Annotated in this window: 18 protein-coding genes and 1 tRNA gene; 8 read left to right on the top strand and 11 right to left on the bottom strand. The window is 62.8% G+C overall.

Going from position 1 to position 24,123, the window contains the following annotated elements; genetic code table 11:
* Positions 1-29: 29 nt before the first annotated feature.
* Positions 30-278 carry a DUF167 domain-containing protein gene (locus JCM7686_RS12285; protein WP_041527336.1) on the top strand — a complete coding sequence of 83 codons (249 nt, stop codon included), beginning with the start codon at positions 30-32 and terminating at the stop codon, positions 276-278.
* Here the strand turns inward: JCM7686_RS12285 and JCM7686_RS12280 are convergent.
* Positions 275-517 (bottom strand): hypothetical protein, encoded by a 243-nt coding sequence (locus tag JCM7686_RS12280; RefSeq protein WP_020951139.1) that lies wholly within the window; start codon positions 515-517, stop codon positions 275-277. The two genes, JCM7686_RS12285 and JCM7686_RS12280, sit on opposite strands and share 4 nt — an antisense overlap.
* A gap of 121 nt (positions 518-638) precedes the next feature.
* On the opposite strand from JCM7686_RS12280, the gene JCM7686_RS12275 reads away from it, so the two are divergent.
* Entirely contained in the window at positions 639-1,400 is a 762-nt protein-coding gene (locus JCM7686_RS12275; protein ID WP_020951138.1) for a M48 family metalloprotease, read from the top strand.
* Positions 1,401-1,633: 233 nt separating this feature from the next.
* Positions 1,634-2,071 carry a hypothetical protein gene (locus JCM7686_RS23500; protein WP_020951137.1) on the top strand — a complete coding sequence of 146 codons (438 nt, stop codon included), beginning with the start codon at positions 1,634-1,636 and terminating at the stop codon, positions 2,069-2,071.
* A 22-nt stretch (positions 2,072-2,093) separates the two neighbouring features.
* Here the strand turns inward: JCM7686_RS23500 and ilvN are convergent, their stop codons facing one another.
* The 3 genes from ilvN to JCM7686_RS12255 all read right to left on the bottom strand — a co-directional run bounded on the left by ilvN (position 2,094) and on the right by JCM7686_RS12255 (position 5,464).
* On the bottom strand, positions 2,094-2,654 hold the full coding sequence (gene ilvN, locus JCM7686_RS12265) for an acetolactate synthase small subunit (RefSeq protein ID WP_020951136.1): 561 nt from the start codon (positions 2,652-2,654) through the stop codon (positions 2,094-2,096).
* Positions 2,655-2,726: 72 nt separating this feature from the next.
* The gene (locus tag JCM7686_RS12260; RefSeq protein ID WP_020951135.1) at positions 2,727-4,481 is read right to left on the bottom strand and encodes an acetolactate synthase 3 large subunit; all 1,755 of its coding nucleotides are present in this window, start codon (positions 4,479-4,481) and stop codon (positions 2,727-2,729) included.
* A gap of 173 nt (positions 4,482-4,654) precedes the next feature.
* Positions 4,655-5,464 carry an arginyltransferase gene (locus JCM7686_RS12255; protein WP_020951134.1) on the bottom strand — a complete coding sequence of 270 codons (810 nt, stop codon included), beginning with the start codon at positions 5,462-5,464 and terminating at the stop codon, positions 4,655-4,657.
* A 301-nt stretch (positions 5,465-5,765) separates the two neighbouring features.
* Between JCM7686_RS12255 and JCM7686_RS12250 the strand changes: the two genes are divergently transcribed.
* On the top strand, positions 5,766-8,612 hold the full coding sequence (locus tag JCM7686_RS12250) for a [protein-PII] uridylyltransferase family protein (RefSeq protein ID WP_020951133.1): 2,847 nt from the start codon (positions 5,766-5,768) through the stop codon (positions 8,610-8,612).
* An 82-nt stretch (positions 8,613-8,694) separates the two neighbouring features.
* Here the strand turns inward: JCM7686_RS12250 and JCM7686_RS12245 are convergent, their stop codons facing one another.
* Both JCM7686_RS12245 and carA read right to left on the bottom strand, forming a co-directional pair.
* On the bottom strand, positions 8,695-10,788 hold the full coding sequence (locus JCM7686_RS12245) for a glycosyltransferase family 2 protein (protein WP_020951132.1): 2,094 nt from the start codon (positions 10,786-10,788) through the stop codon (positions 8,695-8,697).
* A gap of 104 nt (positions 10,789-10,892) precedes the next feature.
* Positions 10,893-12,041, bottom strand: a complete 1,149-nt coding sequence (gene carA, locus JCM7686_RS12240) for a glutamine-hydrolyzing carbamoyl-phosphate synthase small subunit (RefSeq protein WP_020951131.1) — start codon at positions 12,039-12,041, stop codon at positions 10,893-10,895.
* Positions 12,042-12,225: 184 nt separating this feature from the next.
* Here carA and JCM7686_RS12235 point away from each other — a divergent pair, with 184 nt between their 5' ends.
* Positions 12,226-12,690: a GatB/YqeY domain-containing protein gene (locus JCM7686_RS12235; RefSeq protein ID WP_020951130.1), complete on the top strand. Its 465-nt coding sequence runs from the start codon at positions 12,226-12,228 to the stop codon at positions 12,688-12,690.
* Between the two features lie 162 nt (positions 12,691-12,852).
* Here JCM7686_RS12235 and JCM7686_RS12230 read toward each other — a convergent pair whose 3' ends face one another.
* The 4 genes from JCM7686_RS12230 to lipB all read right to left on the bottom strand — a co-directional run bounded on the left by JCM7686_RS12230 (position 12,853) and on the right by lipB (position 16,743).
* Positions 12,853-13,347 carry a DUF2244 domain-containing protein gene (locus JCM7686_RS12230; RefSeq protein ID WP_020951129.1) on the bottom strand — a complete coding sequence of 165 codons (495 nt, stop codon included), beginning with the start codon at positions 13,345-13,347 and terminating at the stop codon, positions 12,853-12,855.
* A 218-nt stretch (positions 13,348-13,565) separates the two neighbouring features.
* The gene (gene ctaD / locus JCM7686_RS12225) at positions 13,566-15,242 is read right to left on the bottom strand and encodes a cytochrome c oxidase subunit I (protein WP_020951128.1); all 1,677 of its coding nucleotides are present in this window, start codon (positions 15,240-15,242) and stop codon (positions 13,566-13,568) included.
* 198 nt (positions 15,243-15,440) lie between these two features.
* Entirely contained in the window at positions 15,441-15,935 is a 495-nt protein-coding gene (locus JCM7686_RS12220; protein WP_020951127.1) for a c-type cytochrome, read from the bottom strand.
* Positions 15,936-16,089: 154 nt separating this feature from the next.
* Positions 16,090-16,743, bottom strand: coding sequence for a lipoyl(octanoyl) transferase LipB (gene lipB, locus JCM7686_RS12215; RefSeq protein WP_020951126.1), 654 nt, complete (start codon positions 16,741-16,743; stop codon positions 16,090-16,092).
* Positions 16,744-16,911: 168 nt separating this feature from the next.
* Here lipB and metH point away from each other — a divergent pair, with 168 nt between their 5' ends.
* The 3 genes from metH to JCM7686_RS12200 all read left to right on the top strand — a co-directional run bounded on the left by metH (position 16,912) and on the right by JCM7686_RS12200 (position 21,831).
* On the top strand, positions 16,912-20,649 hold the full coding sequence (gene metH / locus JCM7686_RS12210) for a methionine synthase (RefSeq protein ID WP_020951125.1): 3,738 nt from the start codon (positions 16,912-16,914) through the stop codon (positions 20,647-20,649).
* Positions 20,650-20,746: 97 nt separating this feature from the next.
* Positions 20,747-20,833: transfer RNA gene (locus tag JCM7686_RS12205), tRNA-Leu, on the top strand.
* Positions 20,834-20,997: 164 nt separating this feature from the next.
* Entirely contained in the window at positions 20,998-21,831 is an 834-nt protein-coding gene (locus JCM7686_RS12200) for a hypothetical protein (RefSeq protein ID WP_020951124.1), read from the top strand.
* Between the two features lie 33 nt (positions 21,832-21,864).
* On the opposite strand, the gene JCM7686_RS12195 is transcribed toward JCM7686_RS12200, so the two are convergent.
* A complete protein-coding gene (locus tag JCM7686_RS12195; protein WP_020951123.1) occupies positions 21,865-24,105 on the bottom strand; it encodes an adenosylcobalamin-dependent ribonucleoside-diphosphate reductase in 2,241 nt (746 codons plus the stop codon).
* Positions 24,106-24,123 lie beyond the last annotated feature (18 nt).

Here is a 24,123-nt window from a genome sequence, read left to right as displayed (position 1 = left end):
TTTCCGGTGGGGTTTCGGTTCAAGGAAGCATGACCGATCTCAGCCATCTTGTGCAACACGGCCATGTGATTGAGGTGCGGGTCACGCCGCGCGCCTCGCGCAATGCTGTCAGCTGTGAGGGGGGCGTGATCAAGGTCACGGTCACCACCGTGCCCGAAGGCGGCAAGGCCAATGCCGAGGTCGTCCGGCTGCTGGCCAAGGCGCTTGGCATCGCGAAATCGCGGCTGACGCTTTTGCGCGGGGCAAGCGGGCGCGACAAGGTTTTCCGGATCGATTAGCGGGGTTCGAGCCGGTAATTGCCTTCCGGCAGGTTCAGCGCGGCGCGCAGCTCGTCGAGTTGACGCATGCTCAGGGCCACGCGCACCACCTCATCGCTTTCGGGGTCTTCCTGTTCCAGAATGATGCGGTCGTCGAAGGCGAGAATGGTGACATCCTCGAACAGCGGGCGATCCTCGCCTCCGGCTTCGTCGATCAAGGTGATGACCGTGGCGTCGAAATCATGCTCGATGGTGAACATTGGCGTCTCCTCATTCAGATCGGCAACATTTGCGTGAAAGCCCGCGCAGGACGAAAGGCTGGGCTTGGCGCGGTGGGACCGTCAAGGATACATAGCGACGAACAGTGTTGCGAGGTAAGGGATGATGCGCAAAATTCTGAGAGCGGGCGCGGTTTTGGCGTTCAGTCTTGCTGTTTCAGCCTGCGTCGGTCCCTTGCCAGTGTCGCAGACCGGGCCGGGCGGGCCTGTGCCTGCGGTGGTCTCGCAACCCGCGCCGGATTTTGCCCGCTCGCCCGTCAGCGCCGCGCGCGGTTTCGCCGAGGTCGTGCGCCAGATGGAACCGGCGGTGAAGCAGGAATGCCTGCGCCGCCGCACCCAGCCGATCAATTGCGATTTCCAATTCGTCGTCGATGACCGTCCCGGCCTCGAGCCCAATGCCTTCCAGACCATCGACCGCACCGGCCGCCCGATTATCGGCTTCACGCTCTCCTTGATCGGAGAGGCGCGCAATGCCGATGAGCTGGCCTTCGTCATGGGCCACGAGGCAAGCCATCATATCCTCGGCCATATCAACCGCAAATCGAGCGCCGCTTCGGCGGGGGCGGTGATCCTTGGTGGGCTGGCCAGCGCCTATGGCGCGGATGCCTCGGCGATTCGTTCGGCGCAGGAAATGGGCGCGCAAATGGGCGCGCGCTACTACTCTAAGGATTGGGAGCTCGAAGCCGACTACCTGGGCGCGATTATCGCGCTGGATGCCGGTTTCAACCCTGAACATGGCGCGCAGTTCTTCGCGCGAATTCCCGATCCGGGAGATCGTATTCTCGGGACACATCCTTCGCGTGCAGCACGAATGGCTCAGGTTGCGCGCGCCGTCTCGGACTACCGCAGCGGGGCATTCCGATAACTCAAAAGCAACGCAACCTGGGTGTGCAAGTCCGGAGCGCTGTGCTAAAAAGAGTAGAAATTTCGTGCACCTAACGCGAATCCGCAGCTGGTGACGTCCCGTCATCCTCTCAAGACAAAGAGCGTTTTTGTTTGAAAAACTCTTCCGTCTTGAGGGCGCTCTCGATAGGTTGCATCGGCAAGTTGTTGCTTACTGGGGATGAGCCCCGGTCCTTTTTGATTCAGGGAGCGTCCATGATCGGCGTGATTGTCTGGAGCAGTGCGGCGAAGTCGAAAGCTGTGATCTGGTGCGAGGATCAGGGCGCTTTGGCCTATCTGCAGGGGGCCGATAAGCTGGTCGCCGGTCGCGGCTGGCCCGAGGCGGGTGATATGGTCTCGCTTGAGACCGAAATGCGCAACGACCTGCGTCATGCCTTCAATGTCCGCGTGGTTGAAGAGCATAGCTATACCCAATTGCCCAAAATTTTGCGCGACATGGGACGGGCTGATTCCACTGGTTCTGCGCCGTCGGACACCGTTTCCTCGAAGACTGTGACTTCAGAGGTCGTAGGCGCTGCGGGGCGCCCTGCTTTGCGTCTGGTTGCCTCGCAAGACAGCGTTGCCCCGGGATCGGATGCGTCAGACAAGCACCCGAGCCTGATGGCCGTCAAAACGGCTGGAAAAGCGCGCTGAGCCTTTCGGCTCAGCCTCTCGCTTAGACGCCCCGTGCCAGTGCGGCAACGCCGGTGCGCGCCAGCTCGACAAGCCCAAGCGGGCGCATCAGATCGGCGAATGCATCCAGTTTGTCCGACGTGCCGGTGATCTCGAAAACGAAGGTTTCAAGCGTCGAATCAACGACATTGGCGCGAAAGATCTCGGCGATGCGCAGGGCTTCCACACGCTTGTCGCCCTGACCCTTCACCTTGAACAACCCCAGCTCACGCTCGACCGAAGGCCCTTCGACGGTGAGGTCATGGACCTCGTGCACCGGGACGATCCGGCCAAGCTGGGCCTTGATCTGCTCGATCACCGAAGGCGTGCCGCGCGTGACGATGGTGATGCGCGAGCGGTGGCCGGTGTGATCGACCTCGGCCACGGTCAGGCTGTCGATGTTGTAGCCACGGCCCGAGAACAGCCCGATGACGCGAGCCAGAACGCCCGATTCATTGTCCACCAGCACCGCTAGGGTATGGGGTTCCTCGACCTGTGCATTGGGGTCGCGAAGATCATATGCCGAGTGGCTGCTTGCACCCTGCTGAATATTCAATGCCGCCATGATGGCCTCGCTAGATGAAAGTGGGAAAGTCCGGGGGGCTTGCCCCCGGACGGGGTCGGTCAGGTTCCGCGCTTAGACGAGCGCGCCGCCCGCTCCGACAATGGCGCCTTCGGTGGCTTCTTCCGAAAGGATCATCTCGTTATGCGGCTTGCCCGAGGGGATCATCGGCAGGCAGTTCTCATGCTTCTCGATCAGCACGTCGAGAATATAGGGGCCGTCATAGTCGAGCATTTCCTGAATGGCCTCGTCGAGCTCTGCCGGATCAGAGACCATACGGCCCTTGCAGCCAAAGGCTTCGGCCAGCTTGACGAAATCGGGCAGGCTGTCCGACCAGCTCTGACTGTAGCGCTCGCCATGCAGCAGTTGCTGCCATTGACGCACCATGCCCAGACGCTCGTTGTTCAGGATGAACTGCTTCACGGGCGCGCGGAACTGGATCGCAGTGCCCATTTCCTGCATGTTCATCAGCCAGCTCGCATCGCCCGCGACGTTGATGACCAGCGCATCCGGATGCGCAACCTGCGCGCCGATCGAGGCCGGCAGGCCATAGCCCATCGTGCCCAGACCGCCCGAGGTCATCCAGTGGTTCGGGTCGTCGAAATGCAGATATTGCGCGGCCCACATCTGATGCTGCCCGACCTCGGTCGAGATATAGGGCTTGCGGTGCTTGGTCAGCTCATGCAGCCGCTCGAGCGCATATTGCGGCTTGATGACCTGATCCGAGCCCTTGTAGGCCAGACAGTTGCGCGCGCGCCATTGCTCGATCTGGACCCACCATTGCTGGACCGCCGCGCTGTTGGTCTTGCGCCCGCGCGATTTCCAGATCTTGAGCAGATCTTCCAGCACATGACCGACATCGCCGACGATCGGCACATCGACGCGGATGATCTTGTTGATCGAGCTCGGGTCGATATCGACATGCGCCTTGACCGAGCCCGGGCTGAAATCAGCGACGCGGCCGGTGATACGGTCGTCGAACCGCGCGCCGAGGTTGATCATCAGATCGCAGTCATGCATCGCCATATTGGCCTCATAGAGACCATGCATCCCAAGCATCCCGAGCCAGGCCTTGCCGGTCGCCGGGTAAGAGCCCAGACCCATCAGAGTCGAGGTGATCGGAAAGCCGGTGGCCTCGACCAGCTCGCGCAGCAATTGGCTCGCCGCCGGACCCGAGTTGATGACGCCGCCGCCGGTGTAGAAAATCGGACGCTCGGCCTTTTCCATCAGCTCGACCAGCTTGGTGATCTGATCGAGATCGCCCTTCTTCGCCGGCTGATAAGAGGCCAGATCCATGCCCTTCGGCCCGACATATTCGCCGGTCGCGAATTGCACGTCCTTCGGGATGTCGATCAGCACCGGGCCGGGACGGCCGGTGGTCGCGACATGGAAGGCGCGGTGGATGGTCTGGCTCAGCTGATCGGTGTCCTTCACCAGCCAGTTGTGCTTGGTGCAGGGCCGGGTGATGCCGATCGTATCAGCCTCTTGGAAGCCGTCGGTGCCGATCAGGAAGGTCGGGACCTGTCCGGTCAGAACCACGATCGGGATCGAATCCATCAGCGCATCGGTCAGCCCGGTGACCGCATTGGTCGCGCCGGGGCCCGAGGTCACCAGCACGACGCCGGGCTTGCCAGTGGTGCGTGCATAGCCTTCGGCCATATGGACCGCGCCTTGCTCATGGCGGACCAGAATGTGCTGGATATCGTTTTGCTGGAAAATCTCGTCGTAAATGGGTAGTACCGCGCCCCCCGGATAGCCGAATACCGTATCGACGCCCTGATCGCGCAGAGCTTCGATAACCATTCTTGCACCGGTCATGCTTCGGGACATGTGCCCATTCTCCGTGTATAGATAGCCAAGTGAACCAATTGCCGGGGAATCCGGCCGACAGTCCGCGCAAACTAAGGGGCCTTGCAGGGAGGGTCAATGGCCGCCCTCCAATAAAATGACAAGATTTGGCAAATTCTTGTAATTTTATTTCACGAAGTCAGGGTTGCGCGAAACTATCCCTTTATATGCGGAAGAGAGATGCGCGCGACCTGTTCAACGATCGGGTCAATCGAGAGCGGGTGGATGTCGTCATTATGCGAATCCGGGTCGCCAATCGGCTGCCAGACACCGCCCTTATAGATCTCGAGCGCGTCGAATTTGGCCTTATAGGCCATCTTGCGGCTGCCCGGCACCCAATAGCCCAGATAGACGAAGGGAAGTCCGGCCTGACGCGCCAGCTCGATATGATCGAGGATGATATGCGTGCCAAGGCTGCGCTGTTCGAGCGCGGGATCATAGAAGCTATAGACAAGGCTCAACCCGTCATCGAGCACATCGGTCAGGCAGGTCGCGATCAGCTGGTCATCGGCGAGCCGGTATTCCATGACTCGAGTGCGGACCGGGGTTTCCTCGACCATCGCGGCGAATTCGAAAATATCCATATCGGCCATGCCGCCATCGGCGTGGCGATGGTCGAGATAGGCGCGGAAGAGGTCATATTGCTCTTCCGTGGCCCAGGCGCTGCTCGCCAGCCGCTGGATGTCGCGGTTGCGGGTGATGATCCGGCGCTGGGTGCGCGACGGGTGAAAATCCGCGACCCGGATCCGCGCGGACATGCAGGCGACGCAGCTTTCACAGCTCGGCCGGTAAAGCACATTCTGCGAGCGGCGAAAGCCTTGCCGCGACAACACGTTATTCAGCTCGGTCGCGCCATCGCCCGAAAGCGCGGTGAACAATTTCCGCTCGGCGCGGCCATGCAGATAGGGGCAGGGCTGGGGCGCGGTCACATAGAATTGCGGAGCGTTCGGACGGCTGTGTCTCATCACGGACGACCCTTTTCTGTGCGCGCCCTGACCGACCAGGTCGGGATCGGCCTGCTGCACATTCGTGTCCGATGGCGCGCCACACCTGGGGCAGCTGGACAGGAAAAGAAGGGCCGGGCGTGCAATCGGGTCATGGAATGTGAAATTGGGAACGGCGTCAATCGAGCTGCGGATGGGGCAAGCCTAACAAGAGATATGTCCGAGGCCAAGCATCTAAACGGGGGAGAGGCGCGAAGCCGGTCAACCCGCGCCGCATGGCAATCCCGGTTGCAACTGCCATCGCCACCGCTAGGCTGCTTATATGGATTTCGCATCGCGCATCACCCGTCTTCCCTTGCCTGCCGATCCCGCGCGCGGGGCGGCCACTCTGGCGTTGTTTCCACCGCTCGCCGAACCTCTGGGCCAACTCATCAAAGGGGCTTCCGGTTGCAGCCCCTATCTCGCCGGACTGCTCGAACGCGAGCGCGACTGGCTGATCGGCGCGCTTTCGGGCGATCCGGTCGCGCCCGGCAATGATCCGCAGGGGATCACGGCGCAGGTCACCCTTGGCTATGAGACGCTTTCCGCCGACGCCCTTGGCCCGGCGCTGCGGCAGGCGAAACGGCGGATCGCGCTTTGGACGGCTTTGGCCGATCTCGGCGGGCTCTGGCCGCTCGAGGCGGTAACCGGCGTGCTCACGCAATTCGCCGATCGCGGCACCGATCTGGCGTTGCGTGTCCATATCAACAGCGAGATCTCGCGTCGCAAGCTGCCGCCGACCGCAGCGGATGCGGGTGGGATCATCGTGCTTGCCATGGGCAAGATGGGGGCAGGAGAGCTGAATTACAGCTCTGACATCGATCTGATCGTGCTCTTTGACGAAACCGCCTATGCGCCCGAGGACCAGCAAGAGGCGCGCGCGGCGCTGATCCGGGCGACGCGCAAGGCGGTGGCGACGCTCTCGGATGTGACCGATCAGGGCTATGTCTTCCGCACGGATCTGCGGCTGCGCCCGGATGCTTCGGTGACGCCGGTCTGCATCTCGACCGCCGCCGCGCTGCGCTATTATGAGGCCGAGGGCCGGACATGGGAGCGCGCGGCCTATATCAAGGCCCGCGCCTGCGCAGGCAATCTTGAGGCGGGGGCGCGCTTTCTCCACGAGATGCGGCCCTTCATCTGGCGCCGCCATCTCGATTTCGCGACCGTGCAGGACACGCAGGACATGCGGCTGCGCATCCGCGAGCATAAGGGCCTGCAAGGGCCGATGGTGCTGCCCGGTCATGACATGAAGCTCGGGCGCGGTGGCATCCGCGAGATCGAATTCTTCACCCAGACCCGCCAGTTGATCGCCGGTGGGCGCGATCCCGAACTGCGGGCCAAGGGCACGGTGCCGGGGCTGCTTGCACTCTCGGAAAAGGGCTGGATCGGTAAGGAAGACGCGCTCGAATTGATCGCGCTTTACCGTTCCCATCGCGAGGTCGAGCACCGGATCCAGATGGTCAATGACGCCCAGACCCATGCCGTGCCGGTGACGCCCGAGGGGATCGAGGGGATCGCGCGGATGATGGGCGAGGCCGATACCGAGGCGTGGTCGCAGGCGCTGATCCAGCGGCTCGAGCGGGTCGAGACCCTGACCAATGATTTCTTCGCCCCCGCCGAAGAGGCCACGCGTCCCGATCTGTCGCCCGAGGCCGAGGCGATCATCGATCGGTGGCGCAGCTATCCCGCGCTGCGCTCGCAGCGGGCGCGGCTGATCTTCCGGCGGATCGAGGCCGATCTCCTGACCCGGATGCAGCGCGCCGCCGATCCCGACGATGCGCTCGCGCGGTTCGATGCCTTTCTCGCGGCTTTGCCCGCCGGGGTTCAGCTCTTTTCGCTCTTCGAGGCCAATCCTCAGCTGATCGAGCTGATCGTTGATATCTGCGGCACTGCACCGGGGCTGGCGACCTATCTTGCGCGCCATCCGGATGTTCTGGACGGGGTTTTGGGCGGCAGCTTCTTTTCTGATTGGCCGGGTGCCGTCGCGCTGCAAAGCGATCTTGAGACCGTTCTTGCCAGCGCGCTGGCTGCGCCCGATGGCGGCTATGAGCGCGGGCTCGATGCCGCGCGGCGCTGGGCGCATGAATGGCAGTTCCGCACCGGCGTCCACCATCTGCGCGCGCTGATTGGCGCGGAAGAGGCGGGGGGCCAATATGGCGATGTCGCGCGGGCCGCCGTCGGCGCGCTCTTTCCCTTCGTGGCGCGCGAATTCAGCCGCCGCCACGGTCCGCCGCCCGGTCGCGGAGCGGTGGTGCTGGGCATGGGCTCGATCGGCGCGCATCGGCTGAATGCGGGCTCGGACCTCGATCTGATCGTGATCTATGACAGCGCCGGAGAGGAAAGCTCGACCGGAGATCGCCCGCTCGCCGCGCGCGCCTATTTCGCGCGGCTGACGCAGGCGATGATCACCGCGCTTTCGGCGCCGACTGCTGCGGGGCGGCTCTACGAGGTCGATATGCGGCTGCGCCCCTCGGGGCGGCAGGGGCCGGTTGCGACCTCGGTCCAGTCCTTCCGCGACTATCAGCTGAACGAGGCCTGGACCTGGGAGCATCTCGCGCTGACCCGGGCGCAGGTCATTGCGGACACCGGCGCGGATGGCCCGGCACTGGCCATCGAAGTCGAGGCTTTGCGCATGGAGATCCTGGCCGCACGCGGTCAGGAACCCCGCGTTCTCGCCGATCTGACCGAGATGCGCGCCCGGATCTTTGCCGCCAAGGCCAGCGAATCCGCATGGAGCGCCAAGATCGGACCGGGCCGCTTGCAGGATATCGAATTGCTCGGCCAATCTTTCGCCTTGCGCACCGCTGCCCCCGCCCGCGCCACGATCGCCCAATTCAGAGCGGGCCAGCGCGGCAAGCTGGTGAGCACCGCGCAAAGCGCCATCCTCGGCTCGGCCTATCGCTTTCTCTGGAGCCTGCAATGCACCGGCCGGCTGCTGAGCGAAGGCACGTTCGATCCCGAGACTTTGGGGCAGGGTGGACGTGAGTTTCTGCTGCGCGAAACCGGGGCGCTGAGCCTCGATGCGTTGAGCGAGCGCCTGACGGCCCATGTGACCGCGGCGTCCGAAGTCATCTCGCAGCTTCTGGGCGAAGATGCGGGATCGAAGGCGCCAGCCCATCAGGACAGCTGAGGCAGCTTTGCCCAAGCGGGGGATCCATCCCCCGGTTCGGGGGACCTGTTCCGGCGGCAACATCTCCCGATCACCCGGCGGCCTAGCCAACGGTGCCCAGGACCTGAACGGGCGTGCCCTCGTCTTCGTGCGCGGGGCGCTCTGTCAGCTCGCCTTGCAGCTCGACCAGCGCCGAGCTGGTCAGGGACGAGGCGTCGTCGCCTTCGGTCGAGATCTCATCGAAATGGCCGTGGCTGGTCTTGTCCCAGAAGAAGGGCCGCGCGACCACTTCGTAAAGGGCCTTCCATCCGGCGAGACACCCAAGCGGGAAGTAAAGATGCAGGCTTGGCACCCAAGGCAGCAGGTGGCGATGTTCGGGCTCACGCACCGCCCAGAGACCGGCGCAGATATTGATGACCTCGGTCGCGATCATGGTGGTGATCAGCAGCGTCAGTGCCCAGCCATTCCAGACGGTTTGCAGGGGGGCTTCCAGCGGATGGGGCAGGCCGAAGGCCAGAGCCCAGAAGCTCCAGAGCACCGGGGCCAACAGATATTGCGAGAGCCCGCCGAGGAACTGCGTCTGAAAGCCCCAGAAGCGGCGGGGCCCGAGCTCACGCCAAAGCTGGCGCGGCTGGCGCATATGGACGGCCCATGTCATCGCATAGCCCTTGAGCCAGCGCGAGCGTTGCTTGACCCAAGGGAGCGCGCGGCAGTTGGCCTCTTCATGGGTCACGGTGTCGATCATTTCGGTGCGCCAGCCGCGCCGCGCCAGCCGCACGCCGAGATCGGCATCCTCGGTGACGTTATGGGCGTCCCAGCAGCCGACCTCCTCCAGCGCCTTGCGGCGGATGAACATCGTCGTGCCGCCCAAAGGCACCACCAGCCCAAGCCGCGCCACACCGCGCAGATTGGCGCGAAACCAGGTCGCGTATTCGATGGTGAAACAGCGCGCGAGCCAGTTTGTGCGCGGGTTGTAGAAATCGAGCGCACCTTGCAGGCAGGCGACATCGGGCGCGGCGAAGTGGAAGCCGCGGGCGATCTTGTGAAGCTGATCGGGCTCGGGCCGGTCTTCGGCATCCCAGACCCCGATGATCTGGCCGCGACAAAAGCTCAGCGCGAAATTGAGCGCGCGCGGCTTGGTCTGGACCGGACCATCGGGCACGGTCACCGTGCGGATCCAGCGCGGCAGCCGCGTTTGGGCCAAGGCCTCCGAGGTGACCTTGTCGCTTTCCTCGATCACGAGGAGCACATCGGTCAGCTCGCGCGGATAGGTCAGCCGCGAGAGCCGTTCGACCAAACGTCCGGCAATGTCCGATTCGTTGAACAGAGGCACCATGACCGAGATGACCGGCAGCGGGCCCTTCATCTCGGGCTCTGCCTTCAGCCGCTCGGGAAGCGTGCCGGATTTGCGCCGCGCGCGCGCCTCGTCCCGGATCACCGAGGCGAAGGCCAGCGTCTTGAGCGACATGGTGGCGATCAGGGTCAGGATCGTCCAGCCGGTGATGAGCGAAAGCATGGTCAGCGGCGCGAACCAGAGGCCGAGCGCGAGCAGCGCAAGGACCACCCCGGCCAGCCGCGCGATGCGGGCATCATTGCGGCTGCGACAGCTTTCCGCCGCCGCGACGCAGGTTTCGGCGCGCCGCGCCAGTTGGCTGCGCCTCGCCCCGAGGGCCGCCTCGCGCAGCGCGGTTTCCGAGGCGAGAAGCATCCGGATTGCCCCGAAATCTTCGGGCAGAAGCTTGCGGGTTTCGGCGAATTCATCGGGGCGCGCGCAAGCGACATAGGTGACGCCCCCGACGCGGCGCCAGGGCAGGATTCCGGCCGCGATGCAGCGATCGGCGCCGATGCGGTCGATCAGCCGCGGGTCGGGCGGCATCGCCTTGAGATCGACCTGCGAGCTGCGCCATTGCCGTGAAAGCGCGCGGGTCAGCGCCTCTTCCGAGACCCAGTCATGGGTCAGCAGGATCTCGCCCAGAGGCGCGTCCTGACGCTGACGCATCACCACCGCTTTCAGCAGATTTTGCGCAGAGACCGCTTCATCCTCGAGCAGGATCTGGCCGAGTGGGCGCAGGTCGCGCCCTTCGATCAGATTGGTCGGCGGCGGCGGCGTCGCACCATCCATGCCGGCGCGTGGGCCGGTTTGGGCCGGGACAAGCTTGATTTTCCGCGACAGCGCGGAGACCGTGGACGAGGACATGGGCGTTTCCCGTTGGGATCTTTCGCCACTTCTGCCACGGGGGGAGTTAAGGACGGGTTAATCCCGTCCCTGACCGATTTGACGGTCCGCCTTAGCGGCGGCCCTTAATGTCGGCGCGCGCGCATCGCGTCGCTGAACGCATCGAAGAGATAGCCGCTGTCTTGCGGACCCGGCGCGGCCTCGGGGTGATATTGCACCGAAAACACCGGCTTATCGACCATGCGCAAACCGCAATTGGTGCCGTCAAAGAGGCTGACATGGGTCTCGATCACGCCCGCCGGGAAGCTCTCGGCATCGACGGCGAAACCGTGGTTCATCGAGGTGATCTCGACCTTGCCGCTTTCGATATTGCGCACCGGATGGTTGGCGCCGTGATGGCCGTGGCCCATTTTCACGGTCTTCGCACCCAGAGCGAGCGCGAGCATCTGGTGGCCGAGGCAGATCCCGAAAATCGGCAGCTCGGTCTTCAGCAGGTCCTGAATCATCGGCACCGCATAGGAGCCGGTCGCTGCCGGATCCCCGGGGCCGTTCGAGAGAAACACGCCTTCGGGATTATGGGCGAGAATATCCTCGGCGGTGGCGGTGGCGGGCAGGACCGTGACATCGGCCCCGGCCGAGACCAGCGAGCGCAGGATATTGCGCTTGGCGCCGTAGTCGATCGCCACGACGCGGAAGGGGGTTTTCTCGGGGTTGGTGGCGAATTCGCCCGGCCAGTTCCACAGGCCCTCGTCCCATTTATAGCTCTGGGTGCAGCTCACATCCTTGGCGAGATCGAGGCCGACCAGACCTTTCCAGGCACGCGCCTTCGCGACCATGGCCGCGATGTCGAACTTGCCTTCGGGATCATGGGCGATCACGACATGCGGCGAGCCCTGCTGGCGGATCGCGCGGGTCAGGCGGCGGGTGTCGATGCCGCCGATCCCGATCCGACCGCGCTTTTCCATCCACTCGATCAGATCGGCATTGGCGCGCCAGTTCGAGGGCTCGGTCGGGTCCCATTTTACAACGATGCCCGAGGCGACGGGCTCGGGCGCTTCGTCATCCTGTTCGGTGACGCCGGTATTGCCAATATGGGGGAAGGTGAAGGTCACGACCTGACTGGCGTAGGACGGATCCGTCATGATTTCCTGATAGCCGGTCATCGCGGTGTTGAAGACGAGCTCGGCCACGGTTTCTCCCGTGGCGCCGAAGCCTCGGCCATGAAAGACCGTTCCGTCAGCAAGGGCGAGACATGCGGTCGGTTTCTGTGCCATCTTCAAACTCTCCGGATAAATCGGCGAGAACCTAAGGGGAGCGCTCCGCAACGTCAAGGCCGGAACCATGCCAGGGTCCAAGGGTTGAGGGCCAAGGGTTGAGGGCCAAGATCGCGGGGCGTCAGGCTTGACGTTGCCCCGGCGCGGGGGCACAGCCTGCGGTGACCTTCACAGTGAGGATATGATGGAACTTCGCGAACGCATTCAGGCCGATACCAAAGAGGCCATGAAAAGCAAGGATGCCGCACGTCTCTCGACGCTGCGGTTGATCAGCGCGGCAATCAAGGACCGCGAGATCGCGGCGCGCGGCGAAAATGCCGAGCATCCCGGCCTGACCGATGCCGATCTGACCGCGATCCTGTCGAAAATGGTCAAGCAGCGGCAGGAATCGGCACGCGCCTATGAAGAGGGCGGACGGCTCGAGCTGGCCGAAAAGGAAGAGGCCGAGATCGGCATCATCCAGGGCTATCTGCCGCGCCAGCTTGACGCCGGTGAGGTTCAGGCCGCGATTGATGCGGTGATCGCCGAGCTCGGCGCCAATTCGGTGCGCGACATGGGCCGGGTGATGGGTGAGCTCAAGACGCGCTTTGCCGGGCAGATGGATTTCGGCGCGGTCGGCCCGATGATCAAAGACCGCCTGATGAAATGACGCGGGTGCGCCCGGCTTGAGAAAGGGCGGCTTCGGCTGCCCTTTTTTATGGGTGGTTTTGGATCATGGGCCTTTGGCCTGAGGTCATGAGCCCGCAATTTCCGGCAAGATGATTGGCGCGGGATATCCGCGGTTTCCCTCTGGGGCGGGCGGCCTTTGGCGTCAATGGACGCGGGCGAGCTCGCGGCCAAGCTCTTCGCGCAGGGTCAGCCGCTCGGGCGCGGAAAGGAAGCTGCCGATCTCGACTTCGCGCTGGCCATCGGTGAGCGTCAGATACTCCTCGACCGGCCCGTCCTTGCGCAGATTGACCCGCACCCAATAGGGATTCGTGCGCCAGACCCGATTCGCGCGACCCGGATCCTCACGCGTCAGCACCAGCGATTCGGGGGTGAGAATCAGCGTCTCATGCATGGTGCCGGACTGATAGCTGCGCTCGATTCCATACCATAAGGCCGCGACCGCCAGCATGGCGAAGGGCAAAAGCCCCCAGAGTGCCTGCCGCCCGAGCACCGAAAGCACCGGCAGGCTGATGAGCCCCGCGGCCAGACCAATCACCCAGACAAAGCCTTTGCGCGACAGCGAGCGGTAGGGCCACAGATGCAGCTCGACCGGGGCGGCGGTGATTTCGGCTTGGGGCGTGATCCAGCGATAGGGCATGGGCGTCGTTCATCTCGAAGGGTGAAGGGGCCGCCCCAGGCGCGGGATCGGCCAGTCAGCGCCCGTTGGAACATCGCGGGCACCGCCTTCCCCATTTTCGCCAAGCCGGGCGAGGAGCGCAACAGTTGGCTGCGGCCGAGGCTCGGCGCGAATGAAAACGGCCCCGGAAATCTCCGGGGCCGTTTGCGATTGTCTTGCTGGCTCAGCAGGCGACTGCCTTAGTGAGCGACAGCGCGATCCCAATCTTCACGCTTGGGCAGCTGTTCGAACGTATGCTCCGGCGGCGGGCAGGGCAGGGTCCATTCCAGCGTATCGGCATGCTCGTTCCAGTAGTTGTTCACGGTGATGCGTTTGCCCGCGAAGAGCGTGTAGAACACGATACCGATGAAGAAGAGGAACGAGGCGAACGAGATATAGGCACCGATCGACGAGATATTGTTCCAGTAGGCGAATTCCACCGGATAGTCGATGTAACGGCGCGGCATACCCTGACGGCCAAGGAAGTGCTGCGGGAAGAAGATCAGGTTCGAACCGATGAACATGGTCCAGAAGTGCAGCTTGCCCGCCCATTCCGGATACTGACGGCCCGACATCTTGCCGATCCAGTAATAGACACCGGCGAAGATGGCATAGATCGCCCCGAGCGACATCACGTAGTGGAAGTGCGCCACGACGTAATAGGTGTCGTGATAGACGCGGTCCAGCGGAGCCTGGCTCAGCACAACGCCGGTGACGCCACCAACGGTGAAGAGGAACAGGAAGCCGAAGGCCCAGAGCATCGGCGTCTTGAACTCGATCGAGCCGCCCCACATCGTTGCGATCCACGAGAAGACCTTGATGCCCGTGGGCACGGCGATCGTCATGGTGGCGAGCATGAAGTAGCTCTGCTGGGTCAGCGACAGGCCGACCGTATACATGTGGTGCGCCCAGACGACGAAGCCCAGAACACCGATCGCGGCCATCGCGAGAACCATCGGCAGGTAACCGAAGATCGGTTTCTTGGCGAAGGTCGAGATGACGTGGCTGATGATGCCGAAGCCCGGGAGAATGATGATATACACTTCCGGGTGGCCGAAGAACCACAGGATGTGCTGGTAGAGAATCGGGTCACCGCCACCGGCCGGGTTGAAGAAGTTCGTCCCGAAGTTGCGGTCCATGAGCAGCATGGTGATGGCGCCAGCCAGAACCGGCAGCGACAGCAGGATGAGCCATGCGGTGATGAAGACCGACCAAGCAAACAGCGGCACCTTGAACATGGTCATGCCCGGGGCGCGCATGTTCAGGAAGGTGGTGATGATGTTGATCGAGCCGACGATCGAAGAGGCACCCGAGACGTGGACGGCGAAAATCGCCAGATCCATCGAATAGCCGGATTCCGAGGTCGAAAGCGGGGGGTAGAGCACCCAACCGACGCCCGAGCCCATCTGGTCCGAACCGCCCGGCGACAGAAGCGAGGCAATGCCAAGCGCGACGCCGCAGACATAGAGCCAGTAGCTCAGGTTGTTCAGACGCGGGAAGGCCATGTCCGGCGCGCCCAGCTGCAGCGGCATGAAATAGTTGCCAAAGCCACCGAACAGCGCGGGAATCACGACGAAGAACATCATCAGGACGCCGTGATAGGTGATCATCACGTTCCAAAGATGGCCGTTCGGGGTGCATTCCCGGGTCGCATCGGCGAAGAGGCGGGCACCTTCGGCGCACATGTATTGCACGCCGGGGTGTTGCAGTTCCATCCGCATATAGACGGTGAAGCAGACCGAGATCAGCCCGACGATACCCGCCGTGAACAGATAGAGGATCCCGATATCCTTGTGGTTTGTTGACATGAACCAGCGGGTAAAGAACCCACGGGTGTCATGATGGTCATCCGGGCCGTGGACGGCGGCGTCTGCCATGAGTGATCTCCCTAGACTTGCGGCTGGCCGACCATCGGAGACGGGCCGGCGGACTCTGGGTGGTTCTAGACCACAAAAACCCGCCGGGCAATGGACCGGAAGGTGGATTGACGAACCCCCGGCAGCTTTTTCAAGAGGCCGGGGGGACAATTTCATTCACATTTCGCAACCGCTCCACCGGAGGGTCACGCGAAAGGCTTAGTTGGCGGCCGGAGCGGCTGCGCCTTCTGCAGCGGGAGCCGCAGCGCCTTCAGCGGCCGGAGCCGCGCCCGCATCGGGCGAGTTCTTGGCAAGGAAGGCCACGACGTCGGGCTGATTCTTGGCCATCTTGAAGGTCATTTTGGTCTTCAGGGTTTTGTCGCCGACCTTGTCTTCGACATATTTGTTCGGGTCGGTGATATAGGCTTCCAGGTCTTCCTGGGTCCAGACTTCACCGGCCTCGCCAAGCTTGGTCAGCGCGTCCGAATATTTGAAGCCCTCGGCCGTGCCCGCCTTGCGGCCAACAACGCCATAGAGGTTCGGGCCGGTCTTGCCGCCCTTGACCACATCGGTCCCATCGGGAGCCTGGATCATGTGGCAGGCTTTGCATTTCTTGAATTCGTTTTCGCCTTTCGCGGCGTCTCCGGCGTCCTGAGCGAAAGCAGGAACAGCCAGCAGTGTGGCGGCGAGAGTGGCGAGGATGCTGGTCTTCATCGCTATGTCCTTCCAAAGCGGATCTTCCCGGCAGGGGAAAATGCCGTGAGGTTGATCTACATCAAGGTTGCGGAAGATACAGCATGTTGAAAAAGGTTGAAGCTCTTTCTCATCACGATCTGTCCCGCACCCCGAAATAGGGGGTCTTATGGACTCAGAGGTCCGGGAAACTGTCGGTAAAGCGCCGAATGAGCGCAGAGTCGAGATCCCCCATGTCGACGGGAAGCCCAAGATCGACAAGGCTGGTCACACCATGCGCCGAAATGCCGCAAGGCACGATGCCGCCGTAATGGCCGAGATCGGGTTCGACATTGATGGCAATGCCGTGAAAGCTCACCCATTTGCGCAATTTGATGCCGATGGCCGCAATCTTGTCCTCGCGCATCGAACCGTCGATCAGCGGCGCCTTGTCGGGTCGCGCGACCCAGACGCCGACGCGGCCGTCACGGATCTCGCCCGTCACGCCGAATTCCGAGAGCGCATCAATGACCCAGTTCTCCAGCGCCTTGACGAAAGCGCGGACATCGCGGCCGCGCTTGTTGAGGTCAAGCATGACATAGATCACGCGCTGGCCGGGGCCGTGATAGGTATATTGACCGCCGCGCCCGGTCTCGTAGACCGGAAAGCGGTCGGGATCGGTCAGGTCCTGCGCCTTGGCGCTGGTGCCTGCGGTGTAAAGCGGGGGATGCTCGACCAGCCAGATCAGCTCATCGGCCTCGCCTGCGGAAATCGCGGCCGCACGCGCCTCCATCCGCGCGACGGCGGTAGGGTAGTCAAGCAGGCCGGGTTCTGTTTTCCATTCAACCATAAGGCTGTCATATCGCCCGGGCCTTGGCCGCCGCAAGAGGGCGCGGGACCGGGGCAAAGAGAAGCGCCAGATTATGAAATCACTTCATTATCATTGTGCAGATGATGAATTTCCCTAAATGACGCACAAGCGTTATAGATAGCAGCCTGCATTTTCCCGGACCCGATCATGACCGACACCAAGAAGCCCGTTCTCTCCCCCGTTTTCGACAAGCTGCGCAAGGCTGCGGCCGAGCGCATTCTGATCCTTGACGGCGCGATGGGCACCCAGATCCAGAATCTGGGTTTTGGCGAGGATGAGTTCCTCGGCCATGGCTCGGGCTGCTCGTGTCACCATCACTCGGATCATCCGCAGAAGGGCAACAACGACCTTCTGATCCTGACCCAGCCCGAGGCGATCGAGGCCATTCATTACCGCTATGCCAAAGCGGGCGCCGATATTGTCGAGACCAATACCTTCTCCTCGACCTCGATCGCGCAGGCCGATTACGCGATGGAGGGCGCGGTCTATGACCTGAACTTCAACGGCGCCCGGCTGGCGCGGCAGGCGCTGAACCGCGCCACGGCCGAAGACGGGCGCGAGCGTTTCGTCGCGGGCGCGCTTGGGCCGACCAACCGCACCGCCTCGATCTCGCCCGATGTGAACAATCCGGGCTATCGCGCGGTGACTTTCGACGATCTGCGCATCGCCTATTCCGAGCAGATCCGCGGTTTGATGGACGGCGGTGCCGATCTCATCCTGATCGAGACGATTTTCGACACTCTGAACGCCAAAGCCGCGATTTTTGCGTGCGAAGAGGTGTTTATCGAAAAGGGCCTGCGACTGCCGGTGATGATCTCGGGCACGATCACCGACCTTTCGGGCCGCACGCTGACCGGCCAGACGCCGACCGCCTTCTGGTATTCGATGCGCCATGCCATGCCATTGTCGATCGGGCTGAACTGTGCGCTTGGCGCGGCGGCGATGCGCCCGCATCTGGCCGAGATCTCCTCGGTCGCGGATACGCTGACCTGCGCCTATCCGAATGCGGGTCTTCCGAATGAGATGGGCCAATATGACGAAAGCCCCGCCTTCATGGCCGCGCAGATCGAGGAATTCGCGCGTGAAGGTCTGGTCAATATCGTTGGCGGCTGCTGCGGCTCGACGCCCGACCACATCCGCGCGATTGCCGAGGTCGTTGCGAAATATCCGCCGCGCGCCATCCCCGAGATCGAGCCGCGCCTGCGCCTCTCGGGCCTCGAGCCCTTCGTCAAGACCGATGCGATCCCCTTCGTGAACGTGGGCGAGCGCACGAATGTCACCGGCTCGGCCAAGTTCCGCAAGCTGATCACGGCGGGCGATTACGCCACCGCCTTGGACATTGCGCGCGATCAGGTCGAGAACGGCGCCCAGATCATCGACGTGAACATGGACGAGGGTCTGATCGATTCGAAGCAGGTCATGATCGATTACCTGAACCTGATCGCCTCCGAGCCCGATATCGCCAAGGTGCCGGTGATGATCGACAGCTCGAAATGGGAGGTGATCGAGGCCGGGCTGAAATGCGTGCAGGGCAAGCCGGTTGTGAACTCGATCTCGCTGAAAGAGGGCGAAGAGGCGTTTCTCCATCACGCCCGCCTCTGCCGCGCCTATGGGGCGGCGGTCGTGGTCATGGCCTTTGACGAGGTCGGTCAGGCCGATACCGAAAACCGCAAGGTCGAGATCTCGGCCCGCGCCTATGACCTGCTGGTCAATGAGGTCGGTTTCCCGCCGGAAGACATCATTTTCGACCCGAATATCTTCGCCGTCGCGACCGGGATCGAAGAGCACAACAATTACGGGCTCGATTTCATCCACGCGACACGCCGGATCATCCAGACCCTGCCGCATGTCCATATTTCGGGCGGCGTCTCGAACCTCTCGTTCAGCTTCCGCGGCAACGAGCCGGTGCGCGAGGCGATGCATGCGGTCTTTCTCTACCACGCCATTCAGGCGGGGATGGATATGGGCATCGTCAACGCGGGCCAGCTTGCCGTTTACGACCAGATCGATCCCGAGCTGCGCGAGGCCTGCGAGGATGTCGTCCTCAACCGGCGCGAGGATTCGACCGAGCGCATGCTTGAAATCGCGCAGAAATATCGCGGCGGCGAGGGCGCGAAAGGCCGCGAAAAGGATCTGAGCTGGCGCGAATGGCCGGTCGAAAAGCGGCTGGAACATGCTTTGGTGAACGGGATCACCGAATATATCGACGAAGACACCGAGGCCGCGCGCCTCAATGCCGCGCGCCCGCTTCATGTCATCGAAGGCCCGCTGATGTCGGGGATGAACGTCGTCGGCGATCTCTTCGGCTCGGGCAAGATGTTCCTGCCGCAGGTGGTGAAATCCGCCCGCGTGATGAAACAGGCCGTCGCCCATCTGCTGCCCTATATGGAAGCGGAAAAGGACGGCACCTCAAGTTCGGCCGGTAAGGTCCTGATGGCGACCGTGAAAGGCGATGTTCATGACATCGGCAAGAACATCGTCGGCGTGGTTTTGGCCTGCAACAATTACGAAATCATCGACCTTGGCGTCATGGTGCCCGCGACCAAGATCCTCGAGATCGCGAAGAAGGAAAACGTCGATATCATCGGCCTTTCGGGGCTGATCACGCCCTCGCTCGACGAGATGGTCCATGTCGCCTCGGAGATGGAGCGCGAGGGCTTTGACATTCCGCTGCTGATCGGCGGCGCGACGACAAGCCGCGTGCATACGGCGGTCAAGATCAACCCGCGCTATCACAAGGGCCAGACCGTCTATGTCACCGATGCGAGCCGCGCGGTCGGCGTGGTCTCGAACCTGCTCTCGGACCGCAAGAGCGATTTCACCGCCGGGGTGAATGCCGAATATCTCGACGTGGCCGAGAAATACACGCGCGGCGAGGCCGATAAGAAGCGTCTGCCTCTGGCGACGGCGCGCGACAATGCGGTCAAGGTCGATTGGACCGGCTTTGCGGCCAAGGTGCCGAGCTTCCTTGGCGCGCGGGTGATCGAAGATTTCGATCTCGCCGAAATCGCGCGCTATATCGACTGGACGCCCTTCTTCCAGACTTGGGAGATGAAAGGGGTCTATCCGCGCATTCTCGACGATGAAAAGCAGGGCGAGGCCGCGCGTCAGCTCTTTGCCGATGCGCAAGCGATGCTGAAGCGGATCATCGACGAAAATTGGTTCAAGCCGCGCGCCGTCATCGGCTTCTGGCCTGCGAACCGGGTCGGCGACGATATCCGGCTTTGGACCGATGAGAGCCGCACGGAAAAGCTCAACACCTTCCACACCTTGCGCCAGCAGGTTGCCAAGCGCGATGACCGCCCGAATGTCGCCTTGTCGGATTTCGTGGCGCCCGAGGGCTACCGCGATTACGTCGGCGGCTTCGTCGTCACCACCGGCGCGGAAGAGCAGGTGATCGCCGACCGCTTCAAGGCCGAGCGTGACGATTTCTCGGCGATTCTGGTGCAGGCCTTGGCCGACCGTTTTGCCGAGGCTCTGGCCGAGCTGATGCATGAGCGGGTGCGGCGCGATTACTGGGGCTATGCCGCGGGCGAAACCTTCACCCCGGTTGAGCTGATCGGCGAGCCCTATCAGGGCATCCGCCCCGCGCCGGGCTATCCGGCCCAGCCCGATCATACGGAAAAGGTTGCGCTTTTCGATCTGCTCGATGCGACGGAGGCGACCGGGGTCGAACTGACCGAGTCGATGGCGATGTGGCCGGGTGCCTCGGTTTCGGGCATCTATATCGGTCATCCCGAGGCCTATTATTTCGGCGTGGCCAAGGTCGAGCACGATCAGGTCGCCGATTATGCCGAGCGCAAGGGCATGACGCTGACCGAGGCCGAGCGCTGGCTGGCGCCGGTTCTGAACTATCTGCCCGCACCGGCGCAGGCGGCGGAATAGAGCATAAGAAAGGGGCGTAAAAAATTCTTCAAAAATCTGTCGAATGCCCCTTTTCAACGCCCGGCGGTCAGGCTACATCGACCGGGCTGACGACGGAGCGGTCGTGGCGGAATTGGTAGACGCGCAGCGTTGAGGTCGCTGTTCCTTAACCGGAGTGAAAGTTCGAGTCTTTTCGACCGCACCATCGTCAGCTTGAAAAACACCGGCGCCTCGGCGCCGGTGTTTTCATTTTGGCCACAGTCCATTGCCTGTCCCAATGCTTGTCGGTCTGACCGTGTTGTGCTCACCTGAGATATCCGGTTTAAGGCCGCAATTGCAGCCAAGTCCTCGTGAGAGAGCCAGCAAGAGATGACCCTTTACATTCACATCGGTGCGCAGAAAACCGGTTCAACCACGATCCAGGCCGCCTTGGCCGCCAATCGTGAGGCCTTGCAGGCGCATGGTCTGATCTATCCCGAGGTCGAGGAAAACGATCCGAATAAAGTCAGCCATTACAACTCGCTGCGCAGTTTCTTCAGCCAATCCGACGTTGAAAGCGCAGCGCTCAATCCTTTCGTCCAGCGCATCAACAAGCTGAAGGGCAATGTCCTGATTTCGGCCGAGGCGCTCAGCAATTGGCCGCGCCTGCGCCCGCAGGAAGCCGAAAGCGTCTATTGGCAGCGCAAGCGCGCGGCGCTCGTGAAATTGCGGGCCGCGCTTGCTGCCGAGGATGTGAAGATCGTCATGTGCATGCGCGAGCGGGCCTCTTATCTCAAATCGCTCTTCAAGCAGCATCTCAAGATCTTCAAACGCCCGTCGATCTCGATCGACGAGATGCTGGCCGATTTCCTGCGCCACGAGATCTATCGGTCCAATCTGGTCAAACAGCGCGCCGCCTGGGCAGAGATCTTCGGCGAGGTCCGCACCATCGACTTCGACGCGCATCAGGATGGCAGCCTGATCCCGGCTTTCATGCGCGCGGTTGATTGCAGTTTCGTGCCGCGCGAAGTCGAGATCAAGAATGTCTCGCCAAGCTGGGCTGATCTCGAAAAGCGCCGGATGCAGGTCACGCTGGGGCTCAATGCCGAGGCGACGATCGACCCCGCGAAAAGCGCGGAATATAGCGCGCTGATCGAGCAGCGTGTCTGTCGTCGGATCACGGCCGCGATCCAGCAGGCCGAAAAGGAAACCGCCGCGGCCTGAGCCGTCAGAGGCGGGAGGGCGCGGCGCGGCCCCTCAGCCGCATTGCGAATAGCCGCAATGCGGGCAGGTCATGCAGCCCTCGGCCATATGCATCCCCGGCTGGCCGCAATTGGGGCAAAACGGCCCGGAGAGCGCGGTGACGCCCTGATCGGCGGGGCTTTGCGGGTCGGATTTCAGGCTCATGCCTTCGCCCGCCAGAAAGCCGATCGCGATCATATGACGCTCGATCGCGGCACCAATGGCGGCGAGGATCGAGGGGTAATAGCGGCCCTCGATCCAGGCGCCGCCGCGCGGGTCAAAGACCGATTTCAACTCTTCGACGACAAAGCTGACATCGCCGCCGCGTCGGAAAACCGCCGAGATCATCCGCGTCAGTGCGACCGTCCACGCGTAATGCTCCATATTCTTCGAATTGATGAAGACCTCGAAGGGCCGGCGACGACCGGCCTGCACGATGTCATTGATCGTGATATAAATCGCATGTTCGCTGCCGGGAAATTTGAGCTTGTAGGTCGCGCCTTCGAGCGCGCGCGGCCGCTCGAGCGGCGTGCTCAGATCCGGCGCGGTGGGCGCGGGCGGCGCGCCGACCGACAGGACCGAGCCCGTCACCGCATTCGGGCGATAGGTGGTGCAGCCTTTGCAACCGAGCTCCCATGCGGCAAGATAGACATTCTGAAAGCTTTCAAAATCAATCTCTTGCGGGCAGTTGATCGTCTTTGAAATCGAGCTGTCGACCCAATCCTGCGCCACCGCCTGCATGGCGACATGATCGAGCGGAGCAAGCGTCTGGGCATTGACGAAGTAATCCGGCAAAGGCGCATCGCCATGCAGCTTGTGCCAAAGCTGGACCGCGTAATCGGTGACCTCTTCCTCCAGCGTGCTGCCGTCCTTTTGCAGCACCTTGCGGCTATAGGCATAGGCAAAGACCGGCTCGATCCCCGAGCTGACATTGCCCGCGTAAAGCGAAATCGTCCCGGTCGGTGCGATCGAGGTCAAGAGCGCATTGCGGATGCCATGGGTCGCAACCGCCTCGCGGACATCGGCATCCATCCGCGCCATGAAGCCCGAGGCGAGAAAGGGCTCGGGCTTGAAGAGCGGAAAGGCACCCTTTTCGCGGGCGAGATCGGCCGAGGCGAGATAGGCCTCGCGCGCGATATGATGGAGCCAAACCCGGGTCGCCTCGACGGCCTCGGGCGCGCCATAGCGCAGCCCGGTCATCAGAAGCGCATCGGCGAGCCCGGTCACCCCCAGCCCGATCCGACGCTTGGCCAAAGCCTCGGTTTCCTGCTCGGGCAGGGGGAAGCGGCTGGCGTCGACGACATTGTCCATCATCCGCACCGCCGTGCGCACCAAGGTCCCAAGTGCGTCCAGATCGAGCGCCGCCTCGGCCTCGAAAGGCCGCCGCACCAGCCGCGCCAGATTGACCGAGCCGAGCAGGCAGGCACCATAGGGCGGCAGGGGCTGCTCGCCGCAGGGATTGGTCGCAGCGATCCTTTCGGCGTAATGCAGATTGTTCATCTGATTGATGCGGTCGATGAAGATCACGCCCGGCTCGGCATAATCATAGGTGGCGCGCATGATCCGGTCCCAGAGATCGCGGGCGCGGACCGTGCGATAGGTCTTGCCAGCGAAGACCAGCGGCCAGGCGGCCTCGGCCCGCACCGCCTCCATGAAGGCATCGGTGACGAGCACGGAAAGGTTGAACATGCGCAGACGCTGGCTGTCGGATTTCGCGGCGATGAAGGCCTCGATATCGGGGTGATCGCAGCGCATCGTCGCCATCATCGCGCCACGGCGCGAGCCCGCCGACATGATCGTGCGGCACATCGCGTCCCAGACATCCATGAAGGAAAGCGGCCCCGAGGCATCGGCGGCGACGCCCCTCACCTCGGCGCCCTTGGGCCGGATGGTCGAGAAATCGTAACCGATGCCGCCGCCCTGCTGCATGGTCAGCGCGGCCTCTTTGAGCGATTCGAAAATCCCCTCCATACTGTCGGGGATCGTGCCCATGACGAAGCAGTTGAAAAGCGTCACCGTCCGATTGGTCCCCGCACTCGCCAGAATGCGCCCGGCGGGCAGGAATTTGAAATCCTCGAACGCCTCGTAAAAGCGCGGCTCCCAGAGTGCGGGATCGGCCTCGACGCTGGCAAGATCGCGGGCGACGCGGCGCCAGCTGTCCTCGACGCTTTGGTCAAGCGGCGTGCCATCCGCCGCTTTCAGGCGGTATTTCATATCCCAGATCTGTTCGGCGATGGGGGCAGAGAAACGGCTCATAGCGGTCTCCAAAGCGCG

Source organism: Paracoccus aminophilus JCM 7686, assembly GCF_000444995.1.
Classification (GTDB): Bacteria; Pseudomonadota; Alphaproteobacteria; order Rhodobacterales; family Rhodobacteraceae; genus Paracoccus; species Paracoccus aminophilus.
The sequence above is the reverse complement of the archived record's forward strand: the minus strand, read 5'-3'. Positions and strand labels throughout refer to the sequence as shown.

What these genes read in the sequence shown, in the direction of transcription:
- ctaD (WP_020951128.1), bottom strand. Translation starts at nt 15,242, where the DNA reads ATGGCAGACGCCGCCGTCCACGGCCCGGATGACCATCATGACACCCGT.
- carA (WP_020951131.1), bottom strand. Translation starts at nt 12,041, where the DNA reads ATGGCACAGAAACCGACCGCATGTCTCGCCCTTGCTGACGGAACGGTC.
- JCM7686_RS12250 (WP_020951133.1), top strand. Translation starts at nt 5,766, where the DNA reads ATGGATTTCGCATCGCGCATCACCCGTCTTCCCTTGCCTGCCGATCCC.
- JCM7686_RS12220 (WP_020951127.1), bottom strand. Translation starts at nt 15,935, where the DNA reads ATGAAGACCAGCATCCTCGCCACTCTCGCCGCCACACTGCTGGCTGTT.
- JCM7686_RS12285 (WP_041527336.1), top strand. Translation starts at nt 30, where the DNA reads ATGACCGATCTCAGCCATCTTGTGCAACACGGCCATGTGATTGAGGTG.
- JCM7686_RS12245 (WP_020951132.1), bottom strand. Translation starts at nt 10,788, where the DNA reads ATGTCCTCGTCCACGGTCTCCGCGCTGTCGCGGAAAATCAAGCTTGTC.
- lipB (WP_020951126.1), bottom strand. Translation starts at nt 16,743, where the DNA reads ATGGTTGAATGGAAAACAGAACCCGGCCTGCTTGACTACCCTACCGCC.
- JCM7686_RS12200 (WP_020951124.1), top strand. Translation starts at nt 20,998, where the DNA reads ATGACCCTTTACATTCACATCGGTGCGCAGAAAACCGGTTCAACCACG.
- JCM7686_RS12275 (WP_020951138.1), top strand. Translation starts at nt 639, where the DNA reads ATGATGCGCAAAATTCTGAGAGCGGGCGCGGTTTTGGCGTTCAGTCTT.
- JCM7686_RS12255 (WP_020951134.1), bottom strand. Translation starts at nt 5,464, where the DNA reads ATGAGACACAGCCGTCCGAACGCTCCGCAATTCTATGTGACCGCGCCC.
- ilvN (WP_020951136.1), bottom strand. Translation starts at nt 2,654, where the DNA reads ATGGCGGCATTGAATATTCAGCAGGGTGCAAGCAGCCACTCGGCATAT.
- JCM7686_RS23500 (WP_020951137.1), top strand. Translation starts at nt 1,634, where the DNA reads ATGATCGGCGTGATTGTCTGGAGCAGTGCGGCGAAGTCGAAAGCTGTG.
- JCM7686_RS12260 (WP_020951135.1), bottom strand. Translation starts at nt 4,481, where the DNA reads ATGTCCCGAAGCATGACCGGTGCAAGAATGGTTATCGAAGCTCTGCGC.
- JCM7686_RS12230 (WP_020951129.1), bottom strand. Translation starts at nt 13,347, where the DNA reads ATGCCCTATCGCTGGATCACGCCCCAAGCCGAAATCACCGCCGCCCCG.
- JCM7686_RS12235 (WP_020951130.1), top strand. Translation starts at nt 12,226, where the DNA reads ATGGAACTTCGCGAACGCATTCAGGCCGATACCAAAGAGGCCATGAAA.
- JCM7686_RS12195 (WP_020951123.1), bottom strand. Translation starts at nt 24,105, where the DNA reads ATGAGCCGTTTCTCTGCCCCCATCGCCGAACAGATCTGGGATATGAAA.
- JCM7686_RS12280 (WP_020951139.1), bottom strand. Translation starts at nt 517, where the DNA reads ATGTTCACCATCGAGCATGATTTCGACGCCACGGTCATCACCTTGATC.
- metH (WP_020951125.1), top strand. Translation starts at nt 16,912, where the DNA reads ATGACCGACACCAAGAAGCCCGTTCTCTCCCCCGTTTTCGACAAGCTG.